Origin of the sequence: Paenibacillus cookii (assembly GCF_018333375.1) — a bacterium.
Lineage (GTDB): Bacteria > Bacillota > Bacilli > Paenibacillales > Paenibacillaceae > Paenibacillus_AQ > Paenibacillus_AQ cookii.
In genome coordinates this window covers 175454-202006 of the sequence record NZ_BORW01000003.1, presented here as the reverse complement: position 1 = coordinate 202006, position 26553 = coordinate 175454, and the positions used below count along the sequence as shown (strand labels likewise).

General features: G+C 54.4%; 24 protein-coding genes. 15 read left to right on the top strand and 9 right to left on the bottom strand.

All coding sequences use genetic code 11. The features are described 5' to 3' along the window. Position 1: 1 nt before the first annotated feature. Positions 2–2917, bottom strand: coding sequence for a formate dehydrogenase subunit alpha (fdhF, locus tag KI367_RS05580; RefSeq protein WP_373316206.1), 2916 nt, complete (start codon positions 2915–2917; stop codon positions 2–4). Positions 2918–3281: 364 nt separating this feature from the next. Between fdhF and KI367_RS05575 the strand changes: the two genes are divergently transcribed. The 4 genes from KI367_RS05575 (at position 3282) to KI367_RS05560 (ending at position 6656) form a co-directional block, all read left to right on the top strand. Further along, complete coding sequence (locus tag KI367_RS05575; protein WP_036710948.1) at positions 3282–3623, top strand: Na-translocating system protein MpsC family protein; 342 nt, start codon at positions 3282–3284, stop codon at positions 3621–3623. Positions 3624–3636: 13 nt separating this feature from the next. Next, positions 3637–4482, top strand: a complete 846-nt coding sequence (gene fdhD, locus KI367_RS05570; protein ID WP_212948236.1) for a formate dehydrogenase accessory sulfurtransferase FdhD — start codon at positions 3637–3639, stop codon at positions 4480–4482. A gap of 40 nt (positions 4483–4522) precedes the next feature. Then, on the top strand, positions 4523–5533 hold the full coding sequence (gene moaA / locus KI367_RS05565) for a GTP 3',8-cyclase MoaA (RefSeq protein WP_246536660.1): 1011 nt from the start codon (positions 4523–4525) through the stop codon (positions 5531–5533). Between the two features lie 313 nt (positions 5534–5846). Continuing rightward, positions 5847–6656 (top strand): formate/nitrite transporter family protein, encoded by an 810-nt coding sequence (locus KI367_RS05560; protein WP_036710946.1) that lies wholly within the window; start codon positions 5847–5849, stop codon positions 6654–6656. On the opposite strand, the gene KI367_RS05555 is transcribed toward KI367_RS05560, so the two are convergent. Beyond that, on the bottom strand, positions 6641–7543 hold the full coding sequence (locus KI367_RS05555) for a LysR family transcriptional regulator (RefSeq protein ID WP_212948233.1): 903 nt from the start codon (positions 7541–7543) through the stop codon (positions 6641–6643). The two genes, KI367_RS05560 and KI367_RS05555, sit on opposite strands and share 16 nt — an antisense overlap. A 325-nt stretch (positions 7544–7868) precedes the next feature. On the opposite strand from KI367_RS05555, the gene KI367_RS05550 reads away from it, so the two are divergent. Then, positions 7869–8894: a YeiH family protein gene (locus KI367_RS05550; RefSeq protein ID WP_246536659.1), complete on the top strand. Its 1026-nt coding sequence runs from the start codon at positions 7869–7871 to the stop codon at positions 8892–8894. Positions 8895–8994: 100 nt separating this feature from the next. On the opposite strand, the gene KI367_RS05545 is transcribed toward KI367_RS05550, so the two are convergent. Beyond that, complete coding sequence (locus KI367_RS05545) at positions 8995–9399, bottom strand: hypothetical protein (RefSeq protein ID WP_212948231.1); 405 nt, start codon at positions 9397–9399, stop codon at positions 8995–8997. A gap of 265 nt (positions 9400–9664) precedes the next feature. On the opposite strand from KI367_RS05545, the gene KI367_RS05540 reads away from it, so the two are divergent. Next, positions 9665–11566, top strand: a complete 1902-nt coding sequence (locus KI367_RS05540) for a sensor histidine kinase (protein ID WP_212948230.1) — start codon at positions 9665–9667, stop codon at positions 11564–11566. A 26-nt stretch (positions 11567–11592) separates the two neighbouring features. Here the strand turns inward: KI367_RS05540 and KI367_RS05535 are convergent, their stop codons facing one another. The 3 genes from KI367_RS05535 to KI367_RS05525 form a co-directional block, all read right to left on the bottom strand. Then, a complete protein-coding gene (locus tag KI367_RS05535) occupies positions 11593–11853 on the bottom strand; it encodes a hypothetical protein (protein ID WP_156124596.1) in 261 nt (86 codons plus the stop codon). Positions 11854–12072: 219 nt separating this feature from the next. Continuing rightward, on the bottom strand, positions 12073–12432 hold the full coding sequence (locus KI367_RS05530) for a DUF1634 domain-containing protein (RefSeq protein WP_212948228.1): 360 nt from the start codon (positions 12430–12432) through the stop codon (positions 12073–12075). Between the two features lies 1 nt (position 12433). After that, positions 12434–13261 (bottom strand): sulfite exporter TauE/SafE family protein, encoded by an 828-nt coding sequence (locus KI367_RS05525; protein WP_212948226.1) that lies wholly within the window; start codon positions 13259–13261, stop codon positions 12434–12436. Between the two features lie 237 nt (positions 13262–13498). On the opposite strand from KI367_RS05525, the gene KI367_RS05520 reads away from it, so the two are divergent. Next, the gene (locus tag KI367_RS05520) at positions 13499–13954 is read left to right on the top strand and encodes an Lrp/AsnC family transcriptional regulator (protein ID WP_212948225.1); all 456 of its coding nucleotides are present in this window, start codon (positions 13499–13501) and stop codon (positions 13952–13954) included. A gap of 99 nt (positions 13955–14053) precedes the next feature. After that, positions 14054–14932 (top strand): EcsC family protein, encoded by an 879-nt coding sequence (locus KI367_RS05515; protein ID WP_212948223.1) that lies wholly within the window; start codon positions 14054–14056, stop codon positions 14930–14932. A 17-nt stretch (positions 14933–14949) separates the two neighbouring features. Here KI367_RS05515 and KI367_RS05510 read toward each other — a convergent pair whose 3' ends face one another. From KI367_RS05510 to KI367_RS05500, 3 genes are all read right to left on the bottom strand, one after another. Beyond that, the gene (locus KI367_RS05510; RefSeq protein WP_212948221.1) at positions 14950–16224 is read right to left on the bottom strand and encodes an MFS transporter; all 1275 of its coding nucleotides are present in this window, start codon (positions 16222–16224) and stop codon (positions 14950–14952) included. 80 nt (positions 16225–16304) lie between these two features. Beyond that, complete coding sequence (locus tag KI367_RS05505) at positions 16305–17006, bottom strand: AIM24 family protein (RefSeq protein ID WP_212948219.1); 702 nt, start codon at positions 17004–17006, stop codon at positions 16305–16307. A gap of 32 nt (positions 17007–17038) precedes the next feature. After that, positions 17039–17485, bottom strand: a complete 447-nt coding sequence (locus tag KI367_RS05500) for a hypothetical protein (RefSeq protein ID WP_212948218.1) — start codon at positions 17483–17485, stop codon at positions 17039–17041. A 246-nt stretch (positions 17486–17731) separates the two neighbouring features. On the opposite strand from KI367_RS05500, the gene KI367_RS05495 reads away from it, so the two are divergent. From KI367_RS05495 to KI367_RS05465, 7 genes are all read left to right on the top strand, one after another. Continuing rightward, positions 17732–17890 (top strand): hypothetical protein, encoded by a 159-nt coding sequence (locus tag KI367_RS05495; RefSeq protein ID WP_197069977.1) that lies wholly within the window; start codon positions 17732–17734, stop codon positions 17888–17890. 415 nt (positions 17891–18305) lie between these two features. Beyond that, positions 18306–19004, top strand: coding sequence for a hypothetical protein (locus KI367_RS05490; RefSeq protein WP_036710918.1), 699 nt, complete (start codon positions 18306–18308; stop codon positions 19002–19004). Positions 19005–19155: 151 nt separating this feature from the next. Further along, a complete protein-coding gene (locus KI367_RS05485) occupies positions 19156–20121 on the top strand; it encodes a helix-turn-helix transcriptional regulator (protein WP_212948216.1) in 966 nt (321 codons plus the stop codon). Between the two features lie 477 nt (positions 20122–20598). Next, a complete protein-coding gene (locus tag KI367_RS05480) occupies positions 20599–22662 on the top strand; it encodes a peptidoglycan D,D-transpeptidase FtsI family protein (RefSeq protein WP_212948324.1) in 2064 nt (687 codons plus the stop codon). A 272-nt stretch (positions 22663–22934) separates the two neighbouring features. Beyond that, the gene (locus tag KI367_RS05475) at positions 22935–25007 is read left to right on the top strand and encodes a peptidoglycan D,D-transpeptidase FtsI family protein (RefSeq protein WP_036710913.1); all 2073 of its coding nucleotides are present in this window, start codon (positions 22935–22937) and stop codon (positions 25005–25007) included. Positions 25008–25225: 218 nt separating this feature from the next. Further along, on the top strand, positions 25226–25969 hold the full coding sequence (locus tag KI367_RS05470; RefSeq protein WP_036710910.1) for a Cof-type HAD-IIB family hydrolase: 744 nt from the start codon (positions 25226–25228) through the stop codon (positions 25967–25969). A gap of 73 nt (positions 25970–26042) precedes the next feature. Next, positions 26043–26528 (top strand): DUF456 domain-containing protein, encoded by a 486-nt coding sequence (locus tag KI367_RS05465; RefSeq protein ID WP_036710908.1) that lies wholly within the window; start codon positions 26043–26045, stop codon positions 26526–26528. Positions 26529–26553 lie beyond the last annotated feature (25 nt).

Here is a 26553-nt window from a genome sequence, read left to right as displayed (position 1 = left end):
TTTAGTCCACAAGAGAAACATAATCCGGACGGCTCCATTTGCGGTGCACTTCGACGCCGTTTTGCGGATGCCGCTTTTTGTTGCGCGGATTGCTGAGCGGCAGCGGGCTCGCTCCTTTGACGTTCAGGATTTGCATCCGGACTCTCGTCTGCTTGTAGGCAGGCGTATGCGTGCGGACGTCGACGGCACCGCCCGTCAGCAGGTTGACCGCCGTCTCATGGCTGGTGGAATGCATCGGAACGTACACTTCGTTGCGGTGCACGCGGTCCGTCACGAGGGCCTTCAGCTTGATCGCGCCGTACGGCGATTCGAGACGCACGAGCGATCCGCTTTCGACGCCGCGCTGTGCGGCAAGCTCCGGCGAAATTTCCACGAACACCTCCGGCAGCTTCGCGTTGATGCCATGCGATTTGTTGGTCATGTTGCCTTCATGGAACTGCTCCAGCAGGCGGCCGTTGTTCAGCACGAGATCGTATTCGGCCGGGAATTCCACCGGCGGGATGTAATCGACCAGCGAGAAGCGCGCTTTTTTGTCCGGGAAATGGAATCCGTCGGTATACAGCAGCGGCGTGTCTTCGCCGGTCGGCGAACCCCAGGTGAAGCTGCCCCAGCCTTCCAGCACTTCGTAGCTGGCTTTGGCGAAAAACGGCGTCAAGCTGGCCATTTCCGCGAAAATTTCGCTCGGGTGGGTGTATCCCCAATCAAAGCCGAGGCGTTTGGCGATTTGCGTCGTGATCCACCAGTCCGGCTTGGAGTCGCCGAGCGGCTCGAGCGCCTGATACAGACGCTGGACGCGGCGTTCGGTATTCGTGAAGGTGCCGTCCTTCTCCAGGGAAGGGGTGGCAGGCAAAATGACATCGGCAAACTGCGCGGTTTGGGACAGGAACACGTCCTGCACGACAAAAAAGTCGAGTTTGCTGAGGAGATCCTGCACATGGTTGGCGTTCGAATCCACCCAAGCCATGTCCTCCCCGACCAGGTACATCCCTTTCAGCTCGCCGCGCTCCACCGCGTCAAGCATTTGAATGTTGTCCATGCCCGGTTTCGGCGAAATTTTGACGCCGTACGCCTGCTCGAAACGTCCGCGGGCTTCGTCGTTCGATACATGCTGGTAGCCCGGCAGCCATGGCGGAAGCGTGCCCATGTCGCAGGCGCCCTGCACGTTGTTGTGTCCGCGGAGCGGATACGCGCCGGCACCCGGACGCATGTAGTTGCCCGTCGCCAGCAGCAGGTTGGAAATCGCGGCGGACGTATGCGAACCGGCAACGTTTTGGGTAACGCCCATGCCCCAGCAGATCGCGGTTCCGTCGGCTTCATGGATCATGGTCGCGATCGAAATGAGCGTCTCTTTGGAGATGCCGGTTTCTTGTTCCGCGAATTCCAGCGTGAATTTCTCAAGCAGCTGCTTGTATTCGCCGAACTGATGCACATGCTGCTGCACGAAAGCTTCATCATGCCAGCCTTGGTCGATCATGTATTTCGTGACAGCGCTCAGCCAGACGAAATCCGTGCCTTGTTTCGGACGGATGAACAAATCGGAGCGTTCCGCCATTTCATGCTTGCGCAGATCGGCTACGATCAGCTTCTGGCCATGCAGCTTGTGGGCGCGTTTGATCCGCGTCGCCAGCACGGGATGGCCTTCCGCCGGCGCGCAGCCGATCAGGATGACCAGCCCGGCCGAAGCGATATCTTTGATCGATCCGGCATCGCCGCCGATGCCGACGGTGGACATCAGGCCGTCCGAGGCGGGCGACTGGCAATAGCGGGAGCAGTTGTCGATATTGTTCGTTTCGAACACCTGGCGCGCCAGCTTTTGAATGACGTAATTTTCTTCGTTCGTGATTTTGGAGGACGAGATGAAGCCGAGCGCATTGGAACCGTATTCTTTTTTGATCCCGCCGAGCCGTTCCGCAACGAGCGACAACGCTTCGTCCCAGGTCGCTTCCACGAAAGCGTCCCCTTGGCGGATGAGCGGCGTCGTGATGCGCTCTTCGCTGTTGACGAAATCCCAGCCGAATTTGCCTTTGACGCAGGTCGAAATCGCGTTGACCGGCGCGTCATGGGACGGCTGGATTTTCAGGATTTTGCGGCCTTTGGTCCACACTTCGAACGAGCAGCCGACGCCGCAGAACGTGCATACCGTTTTCGTTTTGCGCGTTCTCGTGTCGCGCATCGCGGCCTCGATTTCGGAGATGGCGAAAATGCCGCTGTATCCCGGTTCCACCTCTTTGACCAGGTCGATCATCGGATCGAGGATCGGCTTGTCGATCGCGGTCATGAACCCGGCTTCGCCCAGCATCGATTTTTCCATCAAGGCGTTGCACGGGCAAATCGTGACGCATTGTCCGCAGCTGACGCAGGAGGAATCGTTGATGGATACGCCATCGTCCCATTTGACGCGCGGAATGTCCGCTTCCCAATCGATCGACAGCGTCTCGTTGACCTGAAGGCTTTGGCAGACCTCGACGCATTGTCCGCAGGCGATGCACTGGTTCGGGTCATACCGGTAAAACGGATGGGACATATCGACCTCGGAAGGGTCGACCTTCGGCCGGTAAGGGTATTTTTGATGCTCGATTTCCATCATTTCCGCCGTGTTGTGCAGCTTGCAGTTGCCGTTGTTGTTGTCGCACACCGTGCAGTACAGCAAATGGTTTTCGAGGATGCGGTCCATCGCTTCGGTTTGCGCTTCTTTTGCTCGTTCCGAGGATAGCCGGACGTCCATGCCGTCCTCGGCTTTGGTCGAGCAGGCGCGTTTCAGCCGGCCGTTGATCTCGACGATGCACGTATCGCAGGTCTGGATCGGATCGACCTCGGGAACGTAACAGATTTGGGGATGCGACAGGCCGGCCAGGTTAATGGCTTCGAGCACCGTCATTCCTTCTTTGACTTCGACCTGTTGTCCGTTCAAAGCAATGCTTACCGTTTGTTTGCTCACGAAAATAACCTCTCTTCCCAACATTTTTTCCTGGAGTTAACGGAAGACTTCGGGCGCTTGTATATGCATACAAAAACATGCAGAATTTTGTCTCAAAAGTTCCGCAAACAAAAAACTCCACTAAACCCGGTCCGCTAGTTCTGGTGCGGCAGGTTGTAGTGGAGTAACCGATTAGCAATGGCCTACTAAACTGATCATTCCGTTATGAAATTAACATGCAATGAAAAAACTCACGTCTCGCCATGATTATACTACTTCCGCCCGAAAAAACAAGGTTGAAATATTCTGTACAATGTCCCTAAGATTTAGTATAGTGTTAAACTTGTGATGAGGTGATTGAGGGATGAAAAAGGAAGTTGCGTTTAACGACATCATCCGGAAAGTCCGGAAAGACACGTTTGGCAAAGGGCCTGAACGCATTCATACGACCTTCGTCGAAAACATGGCGATCACCCGGATGTACGGGAATTTTACCCCTACCGAGAAGTTTATCGCGCAGACGCCGGAAGGCAAAAAGATGGTGCACAGCGCCAGAACGCACATGATCAAGGATTTGTACAAAGACCAGGTGCCCGAAGGGCTCGAAGAGCTTTGCGGCTCCCGGCTCGTGCATCTGTTCACGGATATCAAGGTCGATGAAGACGTGGCGATTTCCGTGTTCATGTTCGAAAAAAATATAGTGTGAGGAAGTGGCCGGCATGAATGCTGTGACGAAAGAACGGGGGAGCATCATCCGCTTCGAGCAGGGCCGGATCGCGCAAAAATCCGATCTCGTCGTCGCCGAGCATCCCGTCACGATCAAAATCAACGGCGAGGAATTCGCCACGCTCGTGTGTTCGCCCGAATACATGGAGGATATGGCCGTCGGTTACTTGGCGTCCGAAGGCGTCATTGCCGGCATCGACGAATTGCAGGAGTTATGGGTGCAGGAGGAGGAAGGGTTCGTCCACGCGACCGTCAGCCGCTGGAGTCCGCTTCACCGCCAGCTGTACAGCAAACGTTACGTCACGTCCTGCTGCGGCGCCAGCCGGCAGGGATTCGTTTTTTTCAACGACGCCAAAACCGCCAAGCGGCTGCACGACGTACCGGTCGAGCTGTCTTTTGACGACGTTTTCAGGCTGGTGCGGCAGATGCAGGAAGGATCGGAGACGTTCAGCCGAACGGGAGGCGTCCATAATGCTGCCCTTTGCGACAGGCAGGGCATTTTGCTGGACCGGATGGACATCGGCCGCCATAACGCGCTCGATAAAATTTACGGTTACTGCCTCAGACGGAACATTCCCATGAACGATAAAATCATCGTGTTCAGCGGGCGGATTTCCTCGGAAATTTTGCTTAAGGTCGCCAAAATCGGCTGCGGCGTCATCCTGTCCAAATCGGCGCCGACGGCGCTTGCGCTGGAATTGGCGGAGAATCTGGGCATTACAACGGTCGGCTTCGTGCGCGGACAATCATGCAACGTGTATACGCACCCGCAGCGCATCATCGAATGCCGGCCGGCGCCGAACCCAAATACGGCAGATGCAGAGCGGCCGGACGCGTAAGTCCGGCTGCCCCTGGCACGCGAAATGGAGTGAGAGCATCATGGAAACCAGTGATTATTTCAAACGAGCGCTCCGGGACCTGCGGATTTCCGTGACGGACCGCTGCAATTTCCGGTGCCGTTACTGCATGCCGGAGGAGGTATTCGGCAAGGATTATCCGTTCCTGCCCCGGGAATCCGTGCTTTCGGTCGACGAGACGGTAAGGATCGCCAGGATTTTCGCCCGGCTCGGCGTGCGGAAAATGCGGATCACGGGCGGCGAGCCGATCCTGCGCAAGGAGCTGCCGGAGATCATTCGCGGCATTGCCGCCATCGAAGGGGTGCAGGATATCGCCCTGACGACCAACGGAAGCCTTCTGGCCAAACAAGCCGCGAAGCTGCGCGAGGAGGGGCTGATGCGGGTGGCGGTCAGCCTCGACGCGCTGGACGACGAGACCTTCATGGCCATGAACGGCGGCAAAGCAAGCGTGCGCCAGGTGCTTGAAGGGATCGATGCGGCAGCGGATGCGGGTTTGGCCGTCAAAGTGAACATGGTGGTCCAAAAAGGCGTCAATGAGCATGCCCTGCTGCCGATGGTCCGCTATTTCCGCGAAAAAGGCCATATTTTGCGCATGATCGAATATATGGACGTCGGCAACACGAACGGCTGGGACTTGAAGCATGTCGTGAGCAAAAAGGAAATGCTGGAGCGGATCGGCGCGGAATTCCCGCTGGAGCCTGCCGCCCCCAATTACGCGGGGGAAGTGGCTTCCCGCTACCGCTTTGCGGACGGCAAAGGCGAGATTGGGATCATTTCCTCCGTCAGCGACGCCTTCTGCCAATCCTGCACGAGAGGCCGCTTGTCGGCGGACGGCATGTTCTACACCTGCCTGTTTGCCACGAAGGGGCATGACCTGCGGACGCTGCTGCGTTCGGACGTTTCGGACGAGACGATCGCCAAGGAGATCGGTTCGATCTGGGAAGGACGCCATGACCGTTATTCCCTGGAGCGGGACGAGGCCAGGCAGAAGCGCGACGGGGCCAAGGTGGAAATGTCCCGGATCGGCGGCTAAAACGTTTAGAGGACAAAAAATCTTGAAGTTCACATTGTTGACAAAAATAAAACGTATGTTATCATGTGTTATGTCAAGCAAATGAAGGGGTTGTAGGCATTGCAGCCGCTTTATTTGAACGATTGGACGTGTGATTGATGCTCCTATAGGTTACGTGTAGGAGGATTAACCGGCACAAATCTTTCTTTTCGGTTCTGGCGAGAAGAAAGGTTCGTGGCGGTTTTTTTGGTTTTCCCGTTAACGCTGCTCTGGTAAGCGTTTTCGGACAACGAAATGATATTCAGTTCAACGAAATGGTATGGAGGTATGCAGCATGTCGTTTTACACACCGCAACAAATAAAGGAAATCGCGGCCGAAAACGGGGAAAAGAAAGCCAAAATCCCCGTCTCCTCGGTGCTTGTCCTTGGATTTTTGGCCGGGGCTTTTATTGCTTTGGGATTTCTGCTGGATATTCGCGTCATCGGCACGGCGCCGAAAGAATGGGGTTCGGTCGCGGGCTTTTTGGGAGCGGCGGTGTTCCCGGTTGGGCTCATCTTGACCGTGCTCGCGGGCGGGGAATTGCTGACGGGCAATATGATGACGCTGCCGATGGCTTGGTTTTCCCGTAAAATCGGGTTCGGTGCCGTGCTGAAAAACTGGGTTCTCGTCACGGTCGCCAATTTTATCGGGGCGGTATTCGTCGCTTATTTTTTCGGCCATGTCGTCGGTTTGACCGAAGGCGCTTTCCTGGCTAAAACGGTGGCCATCGCCACCGGGAAAGTGCATGACAGCTTTGCGCAAGCGTTCGTATCCGCCATCGGCTGCAACTGGCTCGTATGCCTTGCGGTATGGCTCGCTTACGGCGCAAAGGACTTCGCGGGCAAAATCGCCGGCATCTGGTTCCCGGTCATGGCCTTCGTCGCCATCGGCTTCCAGCACGTCGTCGCCAACATGTTCGTCATTCCGGCAGCCATTTTTGCCGGGCAAATGACATGGAGCCAATACTTCCCGAACTTCGCCGCCGTATTCCTCGGCAATCTGGTCGGCGGCATCGCGTTCGTGGCCGGCGCCTACTTTATTGCTTACCGCCAGCCTGCAGGCGCGGAGGCGCTGACGATGAAGGAAGCTCAAAAATCGGCGTAAAGCGACTTCACGTTCAGCTTTAAGGTTTGAATAAACTTCAGCACCGCCATCACAGCCGGTTCTTCCTTGCTTTGCAGCAGGGACAGATCCCGGCTGATTTTTGTTCCCCGGATCGGAATTTCCTGCAGTTCCCCGCTTTCCAGCTCCTTGCGGACGACCCAGCGCGACAAAAGGGCGATGCCCAACCCGCAAGCGACCGCTTCCTTGACCCCTTGGCTGCTGTTGAACACGAAGCTGCGTTTTACGGCAAGCCCCCCGTCCTGGATCAGCCTGTCGCTGTAGGCGCGCGTGCCGGAACCCGTCTCCCGCATGACCCATACCTGATTTTGCAGCCGGCCGAAATCAACGCTTTTTTCGGAAGCGATGGGGTGGTCCGGCGCGGCGATCAGCACCATTTCGTCTTTCATGAAAGCCGTCACCTTCAGGTCTTTCGCATCCACCTTGCCTTCGACCAGGCCGATGTGGAATCGGCCTGCGCGGATATCCTGCAAAATATTGCCCGTATTGCTGATATGGACCTGCACGTCCACCAGCGGGTACAGCTGCGCATATTCCGCCAGCACCCTCGGCAAAATGTATTCGCCGATCGTAAAACTCGCTCCCATGGAAAGGGAACCCGTCACTTCGTCCCGGAGCATATGGATATCTTCCTTCGCTTCGTCGTACAAAGCCAATATTTGCTGCGCCTTGAGAAATAAAATTTCTCCGGCCTCGGTTAGCTTCACGAGCTTCGGGGAACGGTGCATCAGTTTGGCTCCCAGCTCGTTTTCGAGGTTGCGGATATGAAGGCTGACGCCCGGCTGGGACAAGTTCAGCAGCTTGGCGGCCTGCGAGAAGTTCCTCTGCTCGGCCACCGTCACAAACACTTTTAATGTATCGGTAATCATCGGGATCTTCCTCCAGTGCGGTTCGGGATGATCGGCCATCCCTGATCTATGTATCGTCTTCGTCTTTTTTGGTTCTTCCCATAAATCGTAATACATAGTTTGCATTTTGCAATAAATAAATTGCGATGTATCAGGTCATGAGTTTGCAAAACCCCCAGGTATAAACTTCATTTCGCGGATGAACAATACCAAAAGAATTCCGCATCTTCCCAATGATAAGTTTTCCTCATGATAGGGATAGCAAATCGGTATTTCCCTTCCCCGCCGGCCGACTTTATAGTGAGCGTATGAGAACACCGAGTGAAAACAAAGGGGATGCAATGCCATGATTTCAAGGGAATCTGCGGCTCCGCGCAGAAAAAGGAACACAAACGCATTGATGTTGGGGATCGGCTTGACGCTCATTTTATCTTTGCTTGCCAAGGGGCTGTCGCTGCTTCCGTTTCTGAGCATTATGGGTCAGCTCGTTCTGGCCATTATACTGGGCATGATCTACAAGGCGGCGGTCGGCGTGCCGGAATCGATGATGCCGGGTGTAGGCTTTTCCAACAAAAAGCTGCTTCGTTTCGGTATCATCCTGCTGGGGATGCGGCTGAATTTGGTGGATATCGCCCATGCCGGGCCAAGGGTCGTATTGATTGCCGCCATAAATATTACGGTAACGATCTTCGTTGTATACGGACTGGCGAGACTGTTTAAAGTGGACCGCCCGCTGGCGCTTTTGACGGCATGCGGGACGGCCATTTGCGGCGCCGCCGCGGTTGTGGCCATCGCGCCGCTGATCAAAGCGAGGGAGCAGGAAACCGCCGTCGGCGCGGCGACCGTCGCGATCCTCGGCACGTTGTTTACGCTGCTATATGTCGGGCTTTACCCGTTCCTCGGACTGACGCCTTCGGCATACGGCGCGTTTGCGGGCGGCACGCTGCACGAGGTGGCGCACGCCATCGCGGCAGCGGCTCCCGGCGGCAAGGAGGCGGAAGATATGTCCGTCATCGTCAAGCTGACCCGGGTCGCGCTGCTGGTTCCCGTCTCCCTGTGCGTCGGATATTGGGCAAGCCGCAAGCAGGAGGGGACGGCGCAAAAAAGCAAAATACAAATCCCATGGTTCGTCCTCGGCTTCCTGCTGATGAGCGGCGTCAATTCGCTCGGCATCATTCCGCATGCGGTGACCGCGCAAATCATCAACCTCGCGTATATCCTGATCGCCATGGCGATGGCAGGGCTTGGCCTGAACGTGGATTTTGCCTTTTTCCGCCGCAACGGGGTCAAACCGTTCGCCGCCGGAGCGTTGGGTTCCGTCGTGCTCGCCGGCCTCGGTTTATTGCTGGTTCATGTGCTGGGGTTCGCATAAAAAAGCAGCATAAAAAAACATCAAACGGCCGCCGTGATCGGGGGCCGTTTTTTCATGTCCTGCGCAAGCTATCCTTTCTATTTGAAGAACGTTTCGCATGTTACTCCGTCTCGTCGCCGTCGAAGCCGTTGATCAGGTCGGTTCCATGCATATCCTCGATGGTCGCCACGGGGTCGATGGGGCTGTCCATTTGGATGTCGTCCGCATCGGGCACGTCTTCCAGCTCGGTATATTCATCCCCGCTTTCTTCGCCGCTTTCATCGGCGCCTGTCACGACGGCTTGCCCGGAGGTGGTCTCCCGACGGCCGCCGAGCTCGTCGCTCATGTCCGAACGGACATAAAATTCCACGTCGGCCGCGTCAGGTTCCGCGGAAATGCTTTGCGCCGTGTCGGTGTTCACGTCGCGCAAATCGTCCGCGGGCAGGCCGTCCTCGGCGGGATGGTCCCCGGCATTTTGATAACGTTCATAGGTCCATTCGGCTTCGGATTTGTAGGGTTCGGGCATTCGCTTCATCTCCTTTTCATGGAATGGTTTCATGGGATGGTCTGGGATTCATATTTACCCTTACCCGAAACGGACGGAAATAAACCTTAAATTGGGTTCGGGTTGAAAAATGCCGCATGCCTGCCGGACTTCCGAACCATTTCGGTGTCGGGAAATTGCGCAAAGTTTTGGAATCGAACATAATGGACCCAAAGAGATGTTGCGGAATGCCCGGCGATTTTGTCGGTTGGCCTCACATCATTCGAACCAATTTGGGGTGTGTCCTATGAAAATCTCGTTGCAAAAAGTCATCATTCTACTGGTTCTCGTCATAGGAAATTTCCTCGGCGCCATTTCTTTTTCGGCTGTGCCGGCTTCGGCCTCGGGGGAGGGGGATGCCCGGTGGGAGTGGGAGTTCAAATGGAGCCCGCCGCTTTCGGAGCCGGACCGGAAAGACGGGGGCTGGCAGCGGCTTGATTCGCTGCGGGAGCTTCCCCGGCCCGCCCATCATGACAAAGAGGCATGGTACCGGACCGTCGTGCCGGGACTGCCGGAGGGCACTCCGGCATTGCTGCTGAAAAAGGTTTACGGCGAACGGATCGTGGTTTATCTAAACGAACGAAAAATTTACGAGCAGGCCCGCAGCTATATGTATGACGTCCATAAAATTTTGCTTCCGTTACGCCCCGAAGACGAAGGGAAAACGCTGCGGGTCCAGATCGTGTCGGAGAAGGAACGGAACCGGATCGGAATCGGGGGGGAAGTTCTTTCGGGGGATTACGCGTCGCTGCTTAAGCAGTACGTCCAATCCAATATGGACGACTTGATTTTGGGCAGCTCCATGGTTTTCCTCGGCGTCATGATGCTGATTCCCGCTTTGTTTATGCGCAAAAGCCATTTGGTCTCCTGGTTGGCGTTAACGGCCGTGTTGACGTCGATCGGCGTTTTGATTTTGACCTATTCGCCGCTGTTGTACAGCCTGTTTAACCGATACGGACAATGTTTTCTGGTCATTTACGACATGGCGCTGCTGACGCTGCTGCCCGCAACGACTTTTTTCTTCGAAAAAACGGTCGGCACGGGATATAAACATCTGATCCGGCATTTCCGGAAATTCCAAGTCGTTTATTCGGCTTTTTGTCTCGTTTTACTGGCCATTAACGTTGCGCTCCACGACCGGCTTATCGCCATTTACGACCTGTTTTCGGTCAAAACGCTCGGTTACCTGATCATTCTGCAGGTCGTTCTGCTGATCGGGAGCTCCATCGGGTATGCGGTCAAAGGGAACCGGAACGCGTTGATTTTTACGCTGGGGTTTGCCGTGTTCGGCCTCACCGTCATGGTTGAAATGGCCTGCTATTTGGGCAGCGGGGGGAAATACGAGCTGTTTTGGTGGAAATGGGGGGTGCTCGGGTTTGCGATCGCGCTGATCGCCGTGCTTGGCCAACGGTTTGCGCAAAACCACCGTCAGATTCTCATCTATTCGAAGGAACTGGAAAGGTTCAATACGGAGCTGCAGCGCTCGGAGAAAATGGAGATCATCAGCGAGCTTGCGGCGTCCGTCGCGCATGAGGTACGCAATCCGCTTCAGGTGACGCGCGGGTTCCTGCAATTGCTGGAAAAAAAGTCGGGAAGCAAGGAAAAGGAATATCTGAACCTCGCTTTGGAGGAGCTTGACCGCGCTTCGGGCATCATCACCGATTTTCTGACCTTCGCAAAACCGGAAATCGACCAGGTTCAGCTGCTGGACCTGGCCGACGAGTTCCGTCATATTGAAGGGATTCTGATTCCGATGGCGAACTTCCAAGGGAGCAAAATTACGTCAAGAATTCCGCCAGGCTTATATGTTCAAGGGAATTCTTCGAAATTCAAGCAGGCCTTTATCAATATCGTCAAAAACAGCATTGAAGCGCTGCGGGAGGAAGGACAAATCCTGATTTGGGCTTACGCCCAAAAGCATGAAATCGTCATCCATATCCAGGACAACGGCGAAGGCATGGAGCCCGCCGAACTTGCAAGGCTTGGCGAGCCTTATTTTTCGAACAAAACGAAAGGCACCGGCCTCGGGCTCATGGTCACGTTCCGAATCATTGAAGCGATGCAGGGGCGGATCGAATTCAAGAGCGGCAAAGGAATCGGAACGGAGGTCGTCGTCCGTTTCCCGAAAGCAGACGGGCCAAAAGGGTGAAGCAGGGGCCGGGACCGCCTTGGAGCTTACACCAGAATTTCCTCCGTGCCGCCTCCCCGCAAGTCCAGCCATGCCAGATAAAGGCTGATCGTGGCCGCGATCAAAAACAAAACCGCCGCAACCAGGGCAAGCTCTTTGGTAGCGCGTTGACTAAGGAAGTTATTGCGTTGGCTGGGGGAGCCGTTACGTTGATTGAGGGAGTTATTGCGTTGATTAAGGGAAGGGTTTCGCTGGCTATTAGAGGCGTTGCGCTGACTGACGGAGGCATTGCAGTTCTTTCCACGCATGGGTACAGAACACTCCTTTCATAAACCTTGATTCAACCGGATTAAACGCATAACGTACTCACAGTAGATTATGTTCGGCAAGGGGATGCAGTTCCCGCAGCGGCTTAAAATGGACGAAGAAAAGCAAAAAAGCAGAAGAGTTCCTTCTGCTTTTTTGCATGGCATCACGGAAGCATCCGATAGATAGAAGCCTCCTGCTCACGCTGAATGCTCCTTCCATCAGGCTTTGCCAAGCGCAAAGCTGACGATCAGAATGATCAAAACGATGGACGTGATAACGACGTACAACTTATCGCCTTCCCGGACAAAAACCCAAATCGAAATCGCGACCCGCAGCACCGGCGTAAGGATCAGCAGCATCAATCCCACCGTGATCACGGCATAGGGCTTAAGCTCGATCAGGCCGCGGAAAATGTCCGGCAGGTCGTGCGGGTAAGTGTCTCCGGGGTACCCGCTTCCGCCTTGAATAAAAAGCAGGATGAGGCCAAGGATGATGACGGCGGCGCTGATGATAACGCCGATCCGGAGCCAGCGGCTGACGGCAAGTTCGACGTCTTGAATTTCGCTGTTTTCGTTCATGCTACAATGCCACTCCTTCATAAATCATTTGAAACGCGACATAAAGGAGCACCGGGATAAACAGCATGCGAATCGTTTTGCTCTTCATCCGCTGCATAATCTGCGCCCCGATCGTAGCCCCCGCAAGGACGCCAAGGGCGACGGGCCCGGCGATATGCGGATCGATATCCCCGCGCAGCAGGTACACGCCCGCGCTGGCGGCGGCGGTGACTCCCATCATGAAGTTGCTCGTCGCGGTCGAAACCTTCAGCGGCAGTTTCATGAACACGTCCATCGCCATGACTTTAAAGCTGCCGCTGCCGATGCCAAGCAACCCGGATACGACGCCCGCGCCGTACATGACGCCGAACCCTCCATACACATTTCCTACATTATAAGAGATTTGCTCTTGCGCCGCTTTGTCGTAATAGCTTCCCCCGAGCCTCAGCTTGGCGGCGGCGGGGTGCATGGCGATCTGCTCCTGCTGGCCGCCTTTTTTTCTTTTGATCATATTGACCGCCGAATAGACCAGCAGCAGGCCGAAAATGATATACAGAAGATTGGGGGCGATCAGTCCTCCGATAAAGGCGCCGGTGATGGCGCCGACGGTCGTGGCGATCTCAAGGAACATGCCGACGCGAAGATTGGTGATGCGGTCGCGTATATAAGCGATCGCCGATCCGCTCGACGTCGCGATGACGGAAATGATGCTGGCGCCGATGGCATGCTCGATGCTGACGCCGAAAAGCAGCGTCAAGGCCGGCGTCACGATGATGCCCCCTCCCAGCCCCAGAACGGATCCGACGATGCCGGCCAAAATGGAGATCAGAAGGATTTCCAATGAATACATGACCAAGGTAGAACACCTTCCTCTCGATAAAAATGAACCCGATTGCTTTTTCCTCCGTAGTACTTGTAAACTAGGAAGTAGATTGACTTGACAATCGAATCGATTACCGGTTTATTATACAACGATTGTAAAATAATTAATATACAATCGGATGTTTTCATTGCGATTTTAATTACATTGTAAAATATCGGCAGCCGTTCCGAAGGAGGCTCGCTACATGGAAGAGGAGGAAGACCCATGCGATTTAAACAATTGGACGAAAAAGACGAGATGATCCTCAAACATTTGCTGGATAACGGCAGACTGAGCCACGCCGAGCTCGGCAGGCTTGTCAATCTGACGCGCGCGGCCGTCCGGGAACGGGTGAATCATCTGATGGAACAGGGGATCATCGACAAATTTACCGTGACGGTCAATCCGATCAAAGCAGGCAAAAACATGTCCGTATATTTTAACATCGACGTGGAATGGAGCCGCCTGGAAACCGTCGCCGAACAGCTGCTTGGCGACGAGGAAATTACGAGCGTATATCAGATGAGCGGCGGCCCGCACCTGCACGTTCATGCCTTGATGGACGATCAGGAGCACGTCGAGCGCTATCTCGCAAGGCTTCGGAAGCTGGAAGGCATCACGGGCGTCCACAGCGAATTTTTGATCAAAAGGTTCAAGGAGCGGGAAGGCCTATTGATTTAATTTCCCTTGGTCTTCAGTATTTCCGAATTGCAGGGGGGATACCCGAAGAATGATTTTCGTTTGCCGAAAGGCGGGTTCATGAGAGGAGCGTATAAAAATATGAGAGAAGATTGGGATGAAGACATGGATCTGCAAAAGGAACTGCAGAACATCGAAGCATGGGAGAAGGAGCAGAAGCAGGTCTTTTTCTGGGAGAAGCTGAGCCGCCTTCCTTTTATGCTGCTGGACAAAGTCACGCCGAAGCTGATCCGCGATAAGCTTGGGGATTTGCTCGGGGAAATGGGAAGGTTTCTGCAGACCGGCGGGCAATATCTCGTCCAGCCCAAAAGCGTGCTCAAGCTGCTTGAGCAAAATCGGCAGCAACATAGCGGAACTTTGGCGGCAGGGGGAACGATTGACGAACCCCAAGGCGGGCTTACGCTAGAACAGGCGCGGGAGCTGCCGCTTGCGATCATGGACCGGACGGCGGAGGAGCTGATCCGCGGACGCGTCAAATTCGCAGCGGTGCAGGGCGCGACGACGGGCGTCGGCGGCGTGTTTACGCTGGCCGCGGACATTCCCATGGTATTGGGCTTGTCGCTGAAGGTGCTGCAGGAAATCGCGGTTTGTTACGGTTATGATCCCCGCACGGAGCAGGAACGGATTTTTATCGTAAAATGCCTTCAGTTCGCTTCCGCCGACGTCGTCGGAAAAAAAGCGGTGCTGGAAGAGCTTGCGCTGTTCGAGCGCGAGGACAAGGAACTCCAGGTCTTTTCCCAAATCCAGGGATGGCGCGAGGTCGTGCAAACGTACCGGGACAGCTTCGGCACGAAAAAGCTGTTTCAGCTCATTCCGGTAGCCGGCATGATTTTCGGCTCCATCAGCAATAAAGAGACGATCGAGGACGTGGCGGAGGCGGGGAAAATGCTGTACCGCAAGCGCAGAATTTTGGCGCGGCTGAACCAAAAAAACATGGCCATCAACGATTCGGATCGTTGATGGCCATGCCCGCGGGATCAGGATTTCGTTTCGTCGCTTTCGCCGGACCACCGGTTCAGCTGCTGGTCGGAAGGAAGCAGGAACGTCAGGATGCCCAGGAGCGGCAGGAAGCTGCAAATGGCCATGACCGTATTGACGCCGGCCAGGTCGATCCATTTGCCGAGCACTAGCGCCCCGAGGCCGCCCAGCCCGAACGCAAGACCGGTAATCAGCCCCGATACGGTGCCGATTTTGCCCGGAAACAGCATCTGGGCATATACGACGGTGACCGAAAAGCTGGAGAAGACGATCAGCCCAAGCAGCGCAAGGAGGACGCCGACGCCCCATAACCCGACATGCGGCAGGAGCAGCGCCAGCGGCGCGGCAAGCACCATGGAAGCAAAAATGACGTTTCGCTTGCCGATCCGGTCCGCGACCGGACCGCCGAAGAAGGTGCCCACGGCTCCCGCGCCAAGGAACAGGAATATGAATATTTGCGCGTCGTCGACGCTGAGTCCGAAATGATCGATCAAATAAAACGGAAAAAAGGTACTGATCGAAGAGCTGTACCAGGAACGGACGAAAACCAGCACGACAAGCATGACGATCGCAAATCTGACCTTGGTGCGCACCTCGGGTTTCAACCGGCGCGCCTGCGCCTTTTTCTTTACCTGGGCTCCGCTTTGGAGCTTGCGGCCGTACCATCTGGCGATATACATCTGGACGGCGATGCCCGCTCCGGCGACAAGGGTGAACCAGATCGACCCGAACAATCCGAGCGGAATGAAAATCCACATCGTCAGCATCGGAGCGAGGGACTGGCCGGCGTTGCCGCCGACCTGGAAGATGGACTGGGCCAAACCTCTGCGCGAGCCGGAAGCCATATGGGCGACTCTCGACCCTTCGGGGTGGAAGGCCGCCGAACCAAGGCCGACGAAGACGACGGCGATCAGCACCGCCGGATACGATTCCGCGAAGGCAAGGAGAAGCATGCCCGTAAAGGTAAATCCCATGCCGATCGGCAGCAGCGCCGGCTTCGGCTTGCGGTCCGCAAACCAGCCCACCACGGGCTGCATGATGGAAGAAGTGAAATTTATGGCAAAGGAAATCCAGCCGATTTGCGTGTAGTTCAAATGCATCGAGCTGCGCAAAATCGGGAAGATCGCCGGTATGACCGACTGAATCGAATCGTTGAACAAATGAACGAGACTGATCGCAATCAGGATGCGGAAGACGGTGGCGCCGGCGTCGGTGCCGGCCAGAGGCTGCCGTCCTTTTTGCGGCGCGGCGGTATTGACGGTTGGAACTGACATGTGGACCTCCTGCTCTCATCGAATGGATAAGGAGATTATATGACAGATAATGGGTAGGCGTATACCCCTTACTTGATGATTTACTTGATGATGACCCCTCCGAAAGGAATCACCTCGCGCAAAATCCGCTTGAAGATATTGTCCTGATCCATCTCTTTTTGCAGACGGCTTCCTTTGGGTCCCGCATGGAACAGCACCGTTCCGCTGCCCGTCATTTTCCATTGGTAGTTCATGTGCTGGCTGGCCAGCGTGTTGCCGTATACGGTCAATTCCAGCTTGGCGTTTTCGGGATAAGCGACGAGGCTGCGGGCATCCACGTAAAGCGGTTCGTCGGGGCGAAGTTCGGCTTCGTACACCGCGCCTTCCGTCAACAGCCCGATCGTGCCCGTGCCCGAAAATTTCATTTTGACCGCGTCTTTCGTGATCAGCATGTTTTTAATGTGCAGAATCCGCGCCTGCATTTCGATGCCCGAACTGTAAAAGAAAATGTTGCGGAAATCGTACAGCAAATCGCTGCCTTCCCGAAGCTCCACCGCTTTGACGGCAAACCCGGGAGGCAGGGCGGCGGTAAACTCGCACGGTCCGCTTAGATCCGCCTGAATCAGCTTCTTTTTGCGGTACATGCCCTTGACGTTCATCAAACGGTCGCTGCGGCCGTCGGAAGGTCCGCGGTACGTGATGATTTGCTCCGGATGAAGAATATGCACGGTTTCGCCGGGACGAAGCGCAAAATCAACGGCTTGGCCGACTTCTCCTCCGGATTCCCGGATATCGATATTCAAAAACGCTTTCCCCTTTCTGGTGCGATCCGAGGCTACCGCCGCACTCGACGGTTCGAACGCCGCATCAAGAACCTCAGTACGCGTATCCCGATAAAATACCCTGCCACAAGCAAAATGACGGCAATCAGCATCGTTTTGAATTTTCGGGCTTTGGCGTCCTTCAGATCGCTTTGTTTCTTCAGCTCGTTGACGGTTTCGGCCAGCTGACGGTTTTGCTGCACGAGCTCCGCGTTTTGCTCCTCGAATGCCTTGGCGCTTTCTTTGGCCCGGTCCAGCTCGTCCAGCGTTTGCCGATAGCTTTCCTTCAGTTCGTTGACTTCCCCCGGCAGGCCGGAAAACTTCTCCACGCCGTTATAGAAATCGTTAAAATAATTGGCGCTGGCGGGAGGCGGAAAAAGAGCCGGGCCGAAGAAGAGAATCAGAAATAGGACGGCTACTTGCGGCAAAGCGAAATCGTTGCGCCGTTTTCTTTTGGTCATGATAACACCACCTGATGCATAAAATGGAACAAGCCCGGGTTGTTTCATTCCAGGTTCGCCCGTTTAAAAAAATATCGTAAAGAAGCGGATACCATCCCTTCCAGGATAGATCCCGCTTCCCATTCCAATGTTAAAAAAGCTTGTACATGTTTGTACATAGACAGCCGATATCCCGCAAGGCCTGCAGGCGCTGCGCGAAAGGTTCGCTAAGAAGAAAAATCGTTAACCGCAAAAGGAGAGATCGTTATGGAAAAAGAACACCAATACAAAAAAATGCTGATCACGGTAAACGGCAAACCTGTCGGCAGGGAGATCTGGATCGACAAGGTCACTTACGCGCCGGTAGCGGCGAACCCGCTAGCCGACAAGGCGTCCGGTACCGGAACCGGACCGGTGGCGGGCTGAAAGCCTGCCTTCGTTTATAGGAATGATCCAGCCCTTTTTTACATCATATCATAACCGTGCGTAAAAGTCCGAAATCCGAAGGGTTTCGGGCTTTTTTCGGTGTTTTTGCCGAAATGGGCCGAAAGTGTGAAGTTTGCTGCGCGCCCGGCAAAATAATATTTTTATTTCAACCCATAGTTACACAATTCGACATTTATTTTTGTGTAGTTCTTATATACTATAATGGGTATTGAGTAGGTCTTTTTGCGCATCTGAGCAAGGATGGGGGGGAATTAAAAATCGCCAAATATCTTCGCTGGCTGTTGAAAATATGCTAACATGAAAGAAATATGTCATGCGAACATACGTTCCATGACATAATGATGTCAGCCGATCTTGGTACGATAGAAAGATGACATGAAAAGGGGTGAAATCCTTGCATTCAGGTATTCAGGAAAATTTCACATGGAACCGGAGTCATATTCTTGCAAGCGGCTCCAATACAGTCATTTTGTTGGTTGAGTGGTACGGGGGATCCTTCCGCCAATCCAGAAGAAGAAACACGCCCAAACTGATCGCCCAAGACGTGCAGCTGCACTTATGGCTTGAACCGCAAGTTGCTTTGGTCCGCATCCACGGAGCGAAGGCGATGAAAAACCTGGGTCAATCACTCATGATTCCTCTTGGTCATCTGTATGACGGCGTGAAGCAGTTTCTGGCCATCGAGCTTGCTCTTCAGCCCCAAAGCGCCGGCATGCATGGCGTTTTGTCCGCCCAGTGGAAATTCAAAGAAAAAAACAAGGAACGGATCAAGGAACTTCCTGTGAAGGAATTATATATGAACTACACGTACCATACCGGATTGCTGCAACAGCCGGAGAGCTTTCATGTCAGGAAACACGTCATGCTGCTGGAAACCCAAAGCATTTTGAAGGAAGCCATCCATTTGTTCGAAAACGGCGACATCGAACGCGGGGAATGGCTGCTGCGCCGAAAAGGGGACGAGATGCTGATCGAAGCGGCGCGCCATACGGACGAACGTTTGCTGGAAGAGGCGGACATGCTTTATCAGCTTAGCGAACATTATATCGGGACGTACCGGAATCATAAGGTTCTGAAAATCAAAAATGGTTAGCCCCCTGTTTTCGAAGCGCCTGCGGTTGACGTCAGCGGCCGTAAGCGGGATCGGATTTATCAGGCAGGATTCACTTTGCTGCAAGTCGAATGGACTACATTACGCAAAATGGATATGAGTCTAATTTACTATACGAGCTAGGAGAATCCACATGACTGACAGATTGATTCGATTGATGCGTATCATTACTCTCGTTCAAGCCAAACCGGGCATTTTGGCCAGAGAGCTGGCGGAGAGATGCAGTACCACCGAACGTACCATTTATCGCGATATGGAAGCGTTAAGCGCCATGCATATACCTATCACTCATCTCGGATACGGAAAAGGTTACCGGTTTATCGGCAGCTTCGCCTTGTATCCGTTCGATTGGACCGAAGAGGAGCTTCAATCCTTTACGGCGCTGGCCAAGGTGATGCACCAGGTCAAGCCGCTGCTCCCCGGCGGCTTTGAAGGAGCTTACGAAAAGGTGATGGCAGCCCATCACAAACAACGGGCGGAACGACTGGAGACCGAGCTTGACGATCAGGACAGTCTCATGGCAAAAGGGGCCTGGAACGAGGAAACGGAGGAACAGTCGCAATATCTTATCCCGATCTTGTTTGCGACGTTGTCGCAGCAAATCATTCAAGCGGAATATTACGTTCCCGAGCGAAACGAGCTTCTGTACGGCAAAATCGATCCGTATATCCTTGTTCCTTGGCAGCACCGATTTTACCTCGTGGGACGAAATCATAATACGGGAAAACTGTATACCTATAGGTTAAAATATTTTGCGCGGGTCGTCGTGCTGGATGACGTTTTTATCAAAGTACATACCAATATGCAGCAAGAATGGCACCCACATTTCCGAGGAAATGAAGAGAAAGAAACGGTAGCTTTTAAGATAAGACTCACCGCTGCGGCGATCCCCAAATACAAGGAAAAGGAATCGATCATTCCTCTGGCGGAGTCGGAGGAGAAAGACGGGAGCGTCATCATCGACGTCACCGTCGAAGATGTTCCAGGTTTTATGAGCTGGCTGTCCCAATTCGGATCCGAGGCGGAGATTATCGAGCCCGCGCAGTATCGCGAAATGATGAAACGCGAATTGAAAAAATGGCTTGCGGTATATGGCTGAATGACGATGATAGGCTTTTTGGCGTGAACGATCGGGGACATGCCGGCATTTTAAAACAGCCGTACTGACAGGCTGGCCCCAGTCTCTGGCTGAATCCCCCCTTCCATGCTCCTGCAAGGGCCTGCTCAATGCCCCCCAACATCTACTTCGCGTCCTTCTTCCCGCAGCTTTGAACGGTTCTTTCTCCTTTTACGGGAAACACGGTCGCTAAATGGGGCGTTCCGCCTTAAAGAAGCATGCCGCCAGAGGTTTGTTTTATGGCCCGGGAAATAGGATGGGGTTGGAGCCTTCGTTTGGGCCTTGTTTGGCTGCGAAGACGCAAAAAGAGATGGCAGCGGGTTTTCCTTTTAATGGTTTTATATGTTAAAATTTATAAGAGCAGGACATCGGGATACATAAAGCTTGATTCGGTAAACGCGCAGGAAAAAGGGGGAGAGGGGCTTGCGTTTTTTCTTGTCCGGGAAATCGCCGGAGGAAATGGAACAGGAAAGCAAAAACAGTTTGAATCTGCGCATTAACATGTTTTTTTTCAGCACGTTCATCATTTTTTGCGTCGTCATCGTCCGGCTTGCGGTCATCCAATTCGTGGAAGCGCCGACGCTGACCGAAAAAGAGGCGAACCAGAATACGAAAAACATTCCGCTGCCGCCGGACCGCGGGAACATCCGCGACGCCGCCGGGGTGAAGCTGGCTTATTCGCAGCCGGTCCAATCGCTGTATATTACGCTGATGAAGGATTACAACGCCAATTCGGATAAGGGAAAGAAAAACCGTCCCGAAATCGAGGATATGGCGAAACGGATGGCGGCCGCGTTTAAAACATTCGGAAACCCGGGCACCAAGCCGATGGCCCCGGAAGACGTGATCGAAGCGATGGATCTCGAATCCAAACGGGACAGCGGTTATACGCCTCGGCGGATAAAATCGGATCTCAATAAAAAAGAAATCCAATATTTCATGGAGCATAAATCCGAGTTTCCGGGCATCGAAATCATCGAAGAAACGCTGCGGCATTACGATCCGGAGACGGTGGCCGTGCAGACCGTGGGTTACGTCAAATCGTTCAAGCGCACGGAAAGCCTGAAAGCGTACGACAAGGCGCGGCAGGATAGCAAAGACGGCACGAAACCCGACGAAACGTACACGAAAGACGAGCTTGTCGGGTTCGACGGGGTCGAGCTCTCGTTTCAGGACGAATTGAGAGGGAAAAACGGCTATAAGGTCGTATCGGTCAGCTCCGCCAACATTCCGGAAGAAGTGGTGGACATCGTGCCGCCGGTCAAAGGAAATGACGTATGGCTGACGATCAATAAAGAGGTTCAGCTGAAAACGGAACAGGCGATCAAGGACCAGCTGGAGTGGCTCCATACCCACCAGGTATCCGGCAAAACGCATCCCGAGGCCGTGACCGGCTACGCGGTGGCGATGGAGGTCGATACCGGCAACGTCGTGGCCATGGCCAGCATTCCCGATTACGACACGAACATTTGGAAGACGGGGGCGTCCTCCACGGAGGACTTCAAGAAACTGAACAACAATTATCAAAACGGCGCCATCACGCCGCTGAGCTCCGGCAAATCGAAGCATGAATTCGATTCGGCCGTCCTGCTCGGCTCGACGATCAAGCCGCTGAGCGTGCTGATCGGGTTAAAGGAAAATCTGTTTAAGACGACGACGCCTTATACGGATACCGGAGAAGCCTTTTTCGGGAAAGAGGGACATCAGGCGCGCGTCCAAAACTCCCAGGGGCATGCCTACGGTTATTTCCGTACCCCTGCCGACGCCATTGAACATTCCTCCAATGTGTTTATGGTCGATATGGTCGGCAACGCCCTGTACAAAAAGTACGGCAAAAAAGGCGTCGACGTATGGAACAGATATATGGAGGAATTCGGATTGGGCGTCGCTACGGGGATCGATTTGCCGAACGAATGGCTCGGAAAAAAAGAATACGGCACCTCGGAGGACATCCCCAAATCCGTCGGCAGCGCCCAAGCCGCGCTTGTGTACGCCTCCTTCGGCCAAGGCGGGAAATATACGCCGCTGCAGCTTGCTCAATATACCGTCATGCTGGCGAACGAGGGGGAGCGCATCAAGCCGCAGATCGTCAAAAAAATTACCGACGCAAACGGGAAAGTCGTGAAACAGACCCAACGCGAAGTGTTGAGCCGGGTTCAATTCGATCCTTCGTATTGGAAGCTCATCCGCAGAGGGATGAATACGAACGTCAGCGCCGCCTTCGCCGGTTTCCCGTACGATTTTGCCCGGAAAACCGGTACCTCGCAGCAGGACGCGGGGAAAGACGGGCTGCTCGACAACGGCGTGTTTATCGCTTACGCCCCGCGCAACAACCCGAAACTGGCGGTCGCGGTCGTCGTTCCGGAGGGCGGATTCGGCTCGCAAAGCGCGGCGCCGATCGCCCGTAAAATATTCGACGCCTATGATGAGGTGTACGGCCTTGACGGCGTGCCGAAAAAGCAGCTGAAAAACCAAACCGGTTTGGATACCGCAGGAAAACAAGACAACAACAAACAGCAGTAAGTTTGCGCGAGGCAGCCCGGAACGTCCGGGCTGCCGTTTTTTCTTGCGTATGTATGCATCTCCCCTAGAGCAGCGGGGCTCCCTGGCTTCAATTCACGGGGATATGTCCCTTGAAAAAAGGCATTCCGGCTTGCGTAAAAAGGCCGTCCTTGTCGAACGGTAGGGAAAGATGCCGAGCACCCTCCATCTGTGCTAAAATATGAATGTTATTTTCAGACGAGGATTTTTCGAAATCCGAACCGATCATGTTCAGGCAGAGAGGAGGGAGGCCGGTGACCGAATATACACCGGACAATCCGGAACAGGAGGAAACGAAGAAAAAAGGAAATTTGAACTTAAGGATCAACCTGTTTTTTTTCAGCACGTTCATCATTTTTTGCGTCATCATTATCAGACTCGCCATTTTGCAGTTTGTCGAAGGGCCTACGCTCACGGAGAAGGAATCCAGCAACATCGTCAAGGACGTACCGCTTCCGCCGATTCGGGGCACCATCTATGATGCGGCAGGCGTGCCGCTGGCTTACTCGACCCCGACGCAATCGCTTTACATTACGTTAATGAAGGATTACAGCCAAAAAAACGGCAGCAAAAACCGTCCCGAAGCGGAGCAGATCGCGCAGCGACTGCTGGACGTATTCGATAAATACGGGGATCCTGCCGCTGAAAAGATGACGAAGCAGGACATCATCGACGCCATGGACTTGGATTACAAAAAATACGCCGGTTATTCCCCGCGGCGGATCAAAATGGATTTGAGCCAAAAGGAAATCGCCTATTTCAGCGAGCATAAATCCGAGTTTCCCGGCATTTCGATCGAAGAGGAAAGCGTCCGCCATTACGATCCGGAGACCGTTGCGGTCCAAACGATCGGGTATATCCGCACGTTCAGCGGTTCGAAGAGCCTGAGCAAATATAAGGAAATCGACGAAAAGCAGCGGAGCAGCGACGTCACGACCGATCCCGGCCTGGTGTACACGGAACCCGAATTCGTCGGCTTCGACGGACTCGAGCTGATGTACCAGGACGAGCTTCGCGGCAAAAACGGCTATAAAAAAGTGCCGATCAATCCGCGAAACATGCCGGAAGGCGTGGACGAAGTCGTTCCGCCGGTCAAAGGCAACAACATTTACAGCACGATCAACAAACAAGTGCAACTGGCCACGGAGCAGGCGATCATGGACCAGCTGAGCTGGCTGCATACCCATCCGGTGTCCGGACGGACCCACCCGAACGCCACGACCGGTTTTGCGGTCGCGATGGAAGTGAAGACGGGGAATGTCGTCGCCATGGCCAGCATGCCGGATTACGATGCAAACGTCTGGCAGACGGGCAGCGTTTCGCCGGACAACTGGAAAAAAATCCAGAACATTTACTTGAACGGAACGATCCGTTCGTTTAATCCGGGGAAAAAAGGCGATCATCCGGAGTCGGTCGTCCTGCTCGGTTCGACCCAGAAGCCGCTCAGCGTGCTGGTTGGCTTGAACGAGCATTTGATCACGACCAACACGTATTACGAGGATAAAGGCTTCGCTAAATTCGGTAAGGAAGGCCACCAGGCGCGCGTGCAAAACTCCGGAGGCCACGTGTACGGCGGCATGGACCCGGCCCGCGCGATCGAAAAGTCCTCCAACGCGTTTATGGTCGATATGATCGGCAAAAGGCTTTACGACAAATATAAGGACAAGAGTATCGAGATTTGGGACGAGTATATGACCAAATTCGGGCTTGGCGTCCTGACGGGCAGCGGCCTGCCGGGCGAATGGAAAGGACGCAAGGAGTATACGAACATCAAACAGGCGGGCAGTGTCCAGTCCGCGATGGCGTATGCGTCGTTCGGGCAGCAAGGGAAATACACGACCCTGCAGCTGGCGCAATACACGGTGATGCTGGCCAACGAAGGCAAGCGGCTGAAGCCGCAGCTCGTCAGCAAAATTACCGACGAGAAGGGCAACATCGTCAAAACCTTCAAGCCTGAGGTGCTGAACACGGTAAGTTTCCCGAAATCCTACTGGAACGAAATCCGGCGCGGCATGAAAAGTGAGGTCTCCGCTTTTGGCGACTTCCCTTACGATTTTGCCCGGAAGACGGGGACATCGACGCAGCAGGTCGGCCACCAGCTGGTCGATAACGGCGTGTTCATCGCCTATGCGCCGCGCGAAAATCCGGTCTTGGCCGTCGCGGTCATGATCCCGGAAGGCGGCTTCGGTTCGCAAAGCGCCGCGCCGGTCGCGCGGAAAATATTCGACGCCTACGACCAGGTTTACGGCCTGGACGGCGTGCCGAAAGGAAATGCAAACAACCAGGCGGCAAACGGAACGACCGGAACGACGAACGGCGTCCAATAAGCCGGCATTCGATCTTTTTTGAACTCATCGGATCGTTATGATCTCGAGGGCAGGATTCGGGGCACCCGGACCTGCCCTTTTGCATGCCTGCCGCTTGCAGCTTTCGGAAGGGCCCGGGCAGAGCCTTTAAAAACACTTTTGTGGCCCCAAGCGGCTTATGGTAAAATGTCCGTATGTGTGTGTGAAACGTGAAAATGCGTACAAATAGGAGGAGCGGTATGAACACGAAATATAAAATGCTGGCGCTGGACATGGACGGGACGCTGCTGACGAGCGACCAGACCATTTCGCCGGACACGGCCGAGTGGATCAAGCGGGCGAAAGAAGAAGGCGTCCACGTATGCCTCTCGACGGGAAGAAGCTTCGAGAGCGCGCTTCCTTACGGGGAGGAACTCGGACTTTCGACGCCGATGATCACGGTCAACGGCAGCGAAGTGTGGCGCGCCCCGCATCGGCTGCACCAGCGCTCGCTGATGGACCCGAAGCTGATCTCGGATATGCATGCCATCGCGGTCGCCGAGGACTGCTGGTTTTGGGCCTACTCCGTGGAAAGAGTCTATAACAAGGATCACTGGACGGATTCCATCGAAGGGAAGGAGTGGCTTAAGTTCGGCTACCATACGGAGGATGACGAAGCCCGGCACCGCATCCTGATGCGGCTGCAGGATATGGGCGGCCTTGAAATCACGAATTCTTCCCCTCATAACCTAGAGGTGAACCCGCAGGGAATCAACAAAGCGTCGGGGATTCGAAAGGTGTGCGGCTTGCTCGACATCGACATGAGCGAGGTCATCGCCGTCGGGGACAGCATGAACGATTTGGCCGCCATCCAGGCGGCCGGGCTTGGCGTCGCCATGGAAAATGCCCAGGAGGTCGTCCGGGAAGCCGCCGATTTTGTCACGTCGAGCAACGATAAGGACGGCATCGCGGAAGTCATTCGGAAATTCATTTTTCATATGTAAGGATTCCGCAGCACTCTGATACATCAATTCCAAAGTATCCGGGCGGATACGAATGTCAAAAGGAGATCAAGCAATGGCTGTACTCGGATGGATTCTTATCATCGCCTTGTTTGCCGTCGGGATGGCCGGGACGATCGTTCCCGTGCTGCCCGGGGCAATCGCCATATTCGCAGCCTTTTTCGTTTACGGATGGTTTTTTACGTTCGAGCATTTTGGCGTGTGGTTTTGGATCATCGAAACGCTGATCATCGTCGTGCTGTTTGTCGCCGACTATGCCGTCGGCGCCTGGGGGACGAAAAAGTACGGGGGCGGAAAGCTGTCCGTCATATTAAGCACGATCGGCGCCATTATCGGACCGTTTGTCATCCCGGCGTTCGGGCTGGTCATCGGTCCGTTTCTCGGGGCCTTCGTGGGCGAGCTGATCGACGGTTCCTCGGTATCGAAGGCGACGAAGGTCGGCTTCGGCACGCTCGTGGGGCTGTTCAGCAGCATGGTCATGAAAATCATTTTGCAAATCGTCATGATCGTCGTGTTTATTATTTGGATTGTATGGGCCTAGGGGACAGGCTTTTATTTTTGTTCCA

Bases quoted from the DNA above. Each gene is read 5' to 3' on its own strand.
- KI367_RS05575 (WP_036710948.1), top strand. From the start codon at position 3,282: ATGAAAAAGGAAGTTGCGTTTAACGACATCATCCGGAAAGTCCGGAAA.
- fdhD (WP_212948236.1), top strand. From the start codon at position 3,637: ATGAATGCTGTGACGAAAGAACGGGGGAGCATCATCCGCTTCGAGCAG.
- moaA (WP_246536660.1), top strand. From the start codon at position 4,523: ATGGAAACCAGTGATTATTTCAAACGAGCGCTCCGGGACCTGCGGATT.
- KI367_RS05560 (WP_036710946.1), top strand. From the start codon at position 5,847: ATGTCGTTTTACACACCGCAACAAATAAAGGAAATCGCGGCCGAAAAC.
- KI367_RS05555 (WP_212948233.1), bottom strand. From the start codon at position 7,543: ATGATTACCGATACATTAAAAGTGTTTGTGACGGTGGCCGAGCAGAGG.
- KI367_RS05550 (WP_246536659.1), top strand. From the start codon at position 7,869: ATGATTTCAAGGGAATCTGCGGCTCCGCGCAGAAAAAGGAACACAAAC.
- KI367_RS05545 (WP_212948231.1), bottom strand. From the start codon at position 9,399: ATGCCCGAACCCTACAAATCCGAAGCCGAATGGACCTATGAACGTTAT.
- KI367_RS05540 (WP_212948230.1), top strand. From the start codon at position 9,665: ATGAAAATCTCGTTGCAAAAAGTCATCATTCTACTGGTTCTCGTCATA.
- KI367_RS05535 (WP_156124596.1), bottom strand. From the start codon at position 11,853: ATGCGTGGAAAGAACTGCAATGCCTCCGTCAGTCAGCGCAACGCCTCT.
- KI367_RS05530 (WP_212948228.1), bottom strand. From the start codon at position 12,432: ATGAACGAAAACAGCGAAATTCAAGACGTCGAACTTGCCGTCAGCCGC.
- KI367_RS05525 (WP_212948226.1), bottom strand. From the start codon at position 13,261: ATGTATTCATTGGAAATCCTTCTGATCTCCATTTTGGCCGGCATCGTC.
- KI367_RS05520 (WP_212948225.1), top strand. From the start codon at position 13,499: ATGCGATTTAAACAATTGGACGAAAAAGACGAGATGATCCTCAAACAT.
- KI367_RS05515 (WP_212948223.1), top strand. From the start codon at position 14,054: ATGAGAGAAGATTGGGATGAAGACATGGATCTGCAAAAGGAACTGCAG.
- KI367_RS05510 (WP_212948221.1), bottom strand. From the start codon at position 16,224: ATGTCAGTTCCAACCGTCAATACCGCCGCGCCGCAAAAAGGACGGCAG.
- KI367_RS05500 (WP_212948218.1), bottom strand. From the start codon at position 17,485: ATGACCAAAAGAAAACGGCGCAACGATTTCGCTTTGCCGCAAGTAGCC.
- KI367_RS05495 (WP_197069977.1), top strand. From the start codon at position 17,732: ATGGAAAAAGAACACCAATACAAAAAAATGCTGATCACGGTAAACGGC.
- KI367_RS05485 (WP_212948216.1), top strand. From the start codon at position 19,156: ATGACTGACAGATTGATTCGATTGATGCGTATCATTACTCTCGTTCAA.
- KI367_RS05480 (WP_212948324.1), top strand. From the start codon at position 20,599: ATGGAACAGGAAAGCAAAAACAGTTTGAATCTGCGCATTAACATGTTT.
- KI367_RS05470 (WP_036710910.1), top strand. From the start codon at position 25,226: ATGAACACGAAATATAAAATGCTGGCGCTGGACATGGACGGGACGCTG.
- KI367_RS05465 (WP_036710908.1), top strand. From the start codon at position 26,043: ATGGCTGTACTCGGATGGATTCTTATCATCGCCTTGTTTGCCGTCGGG.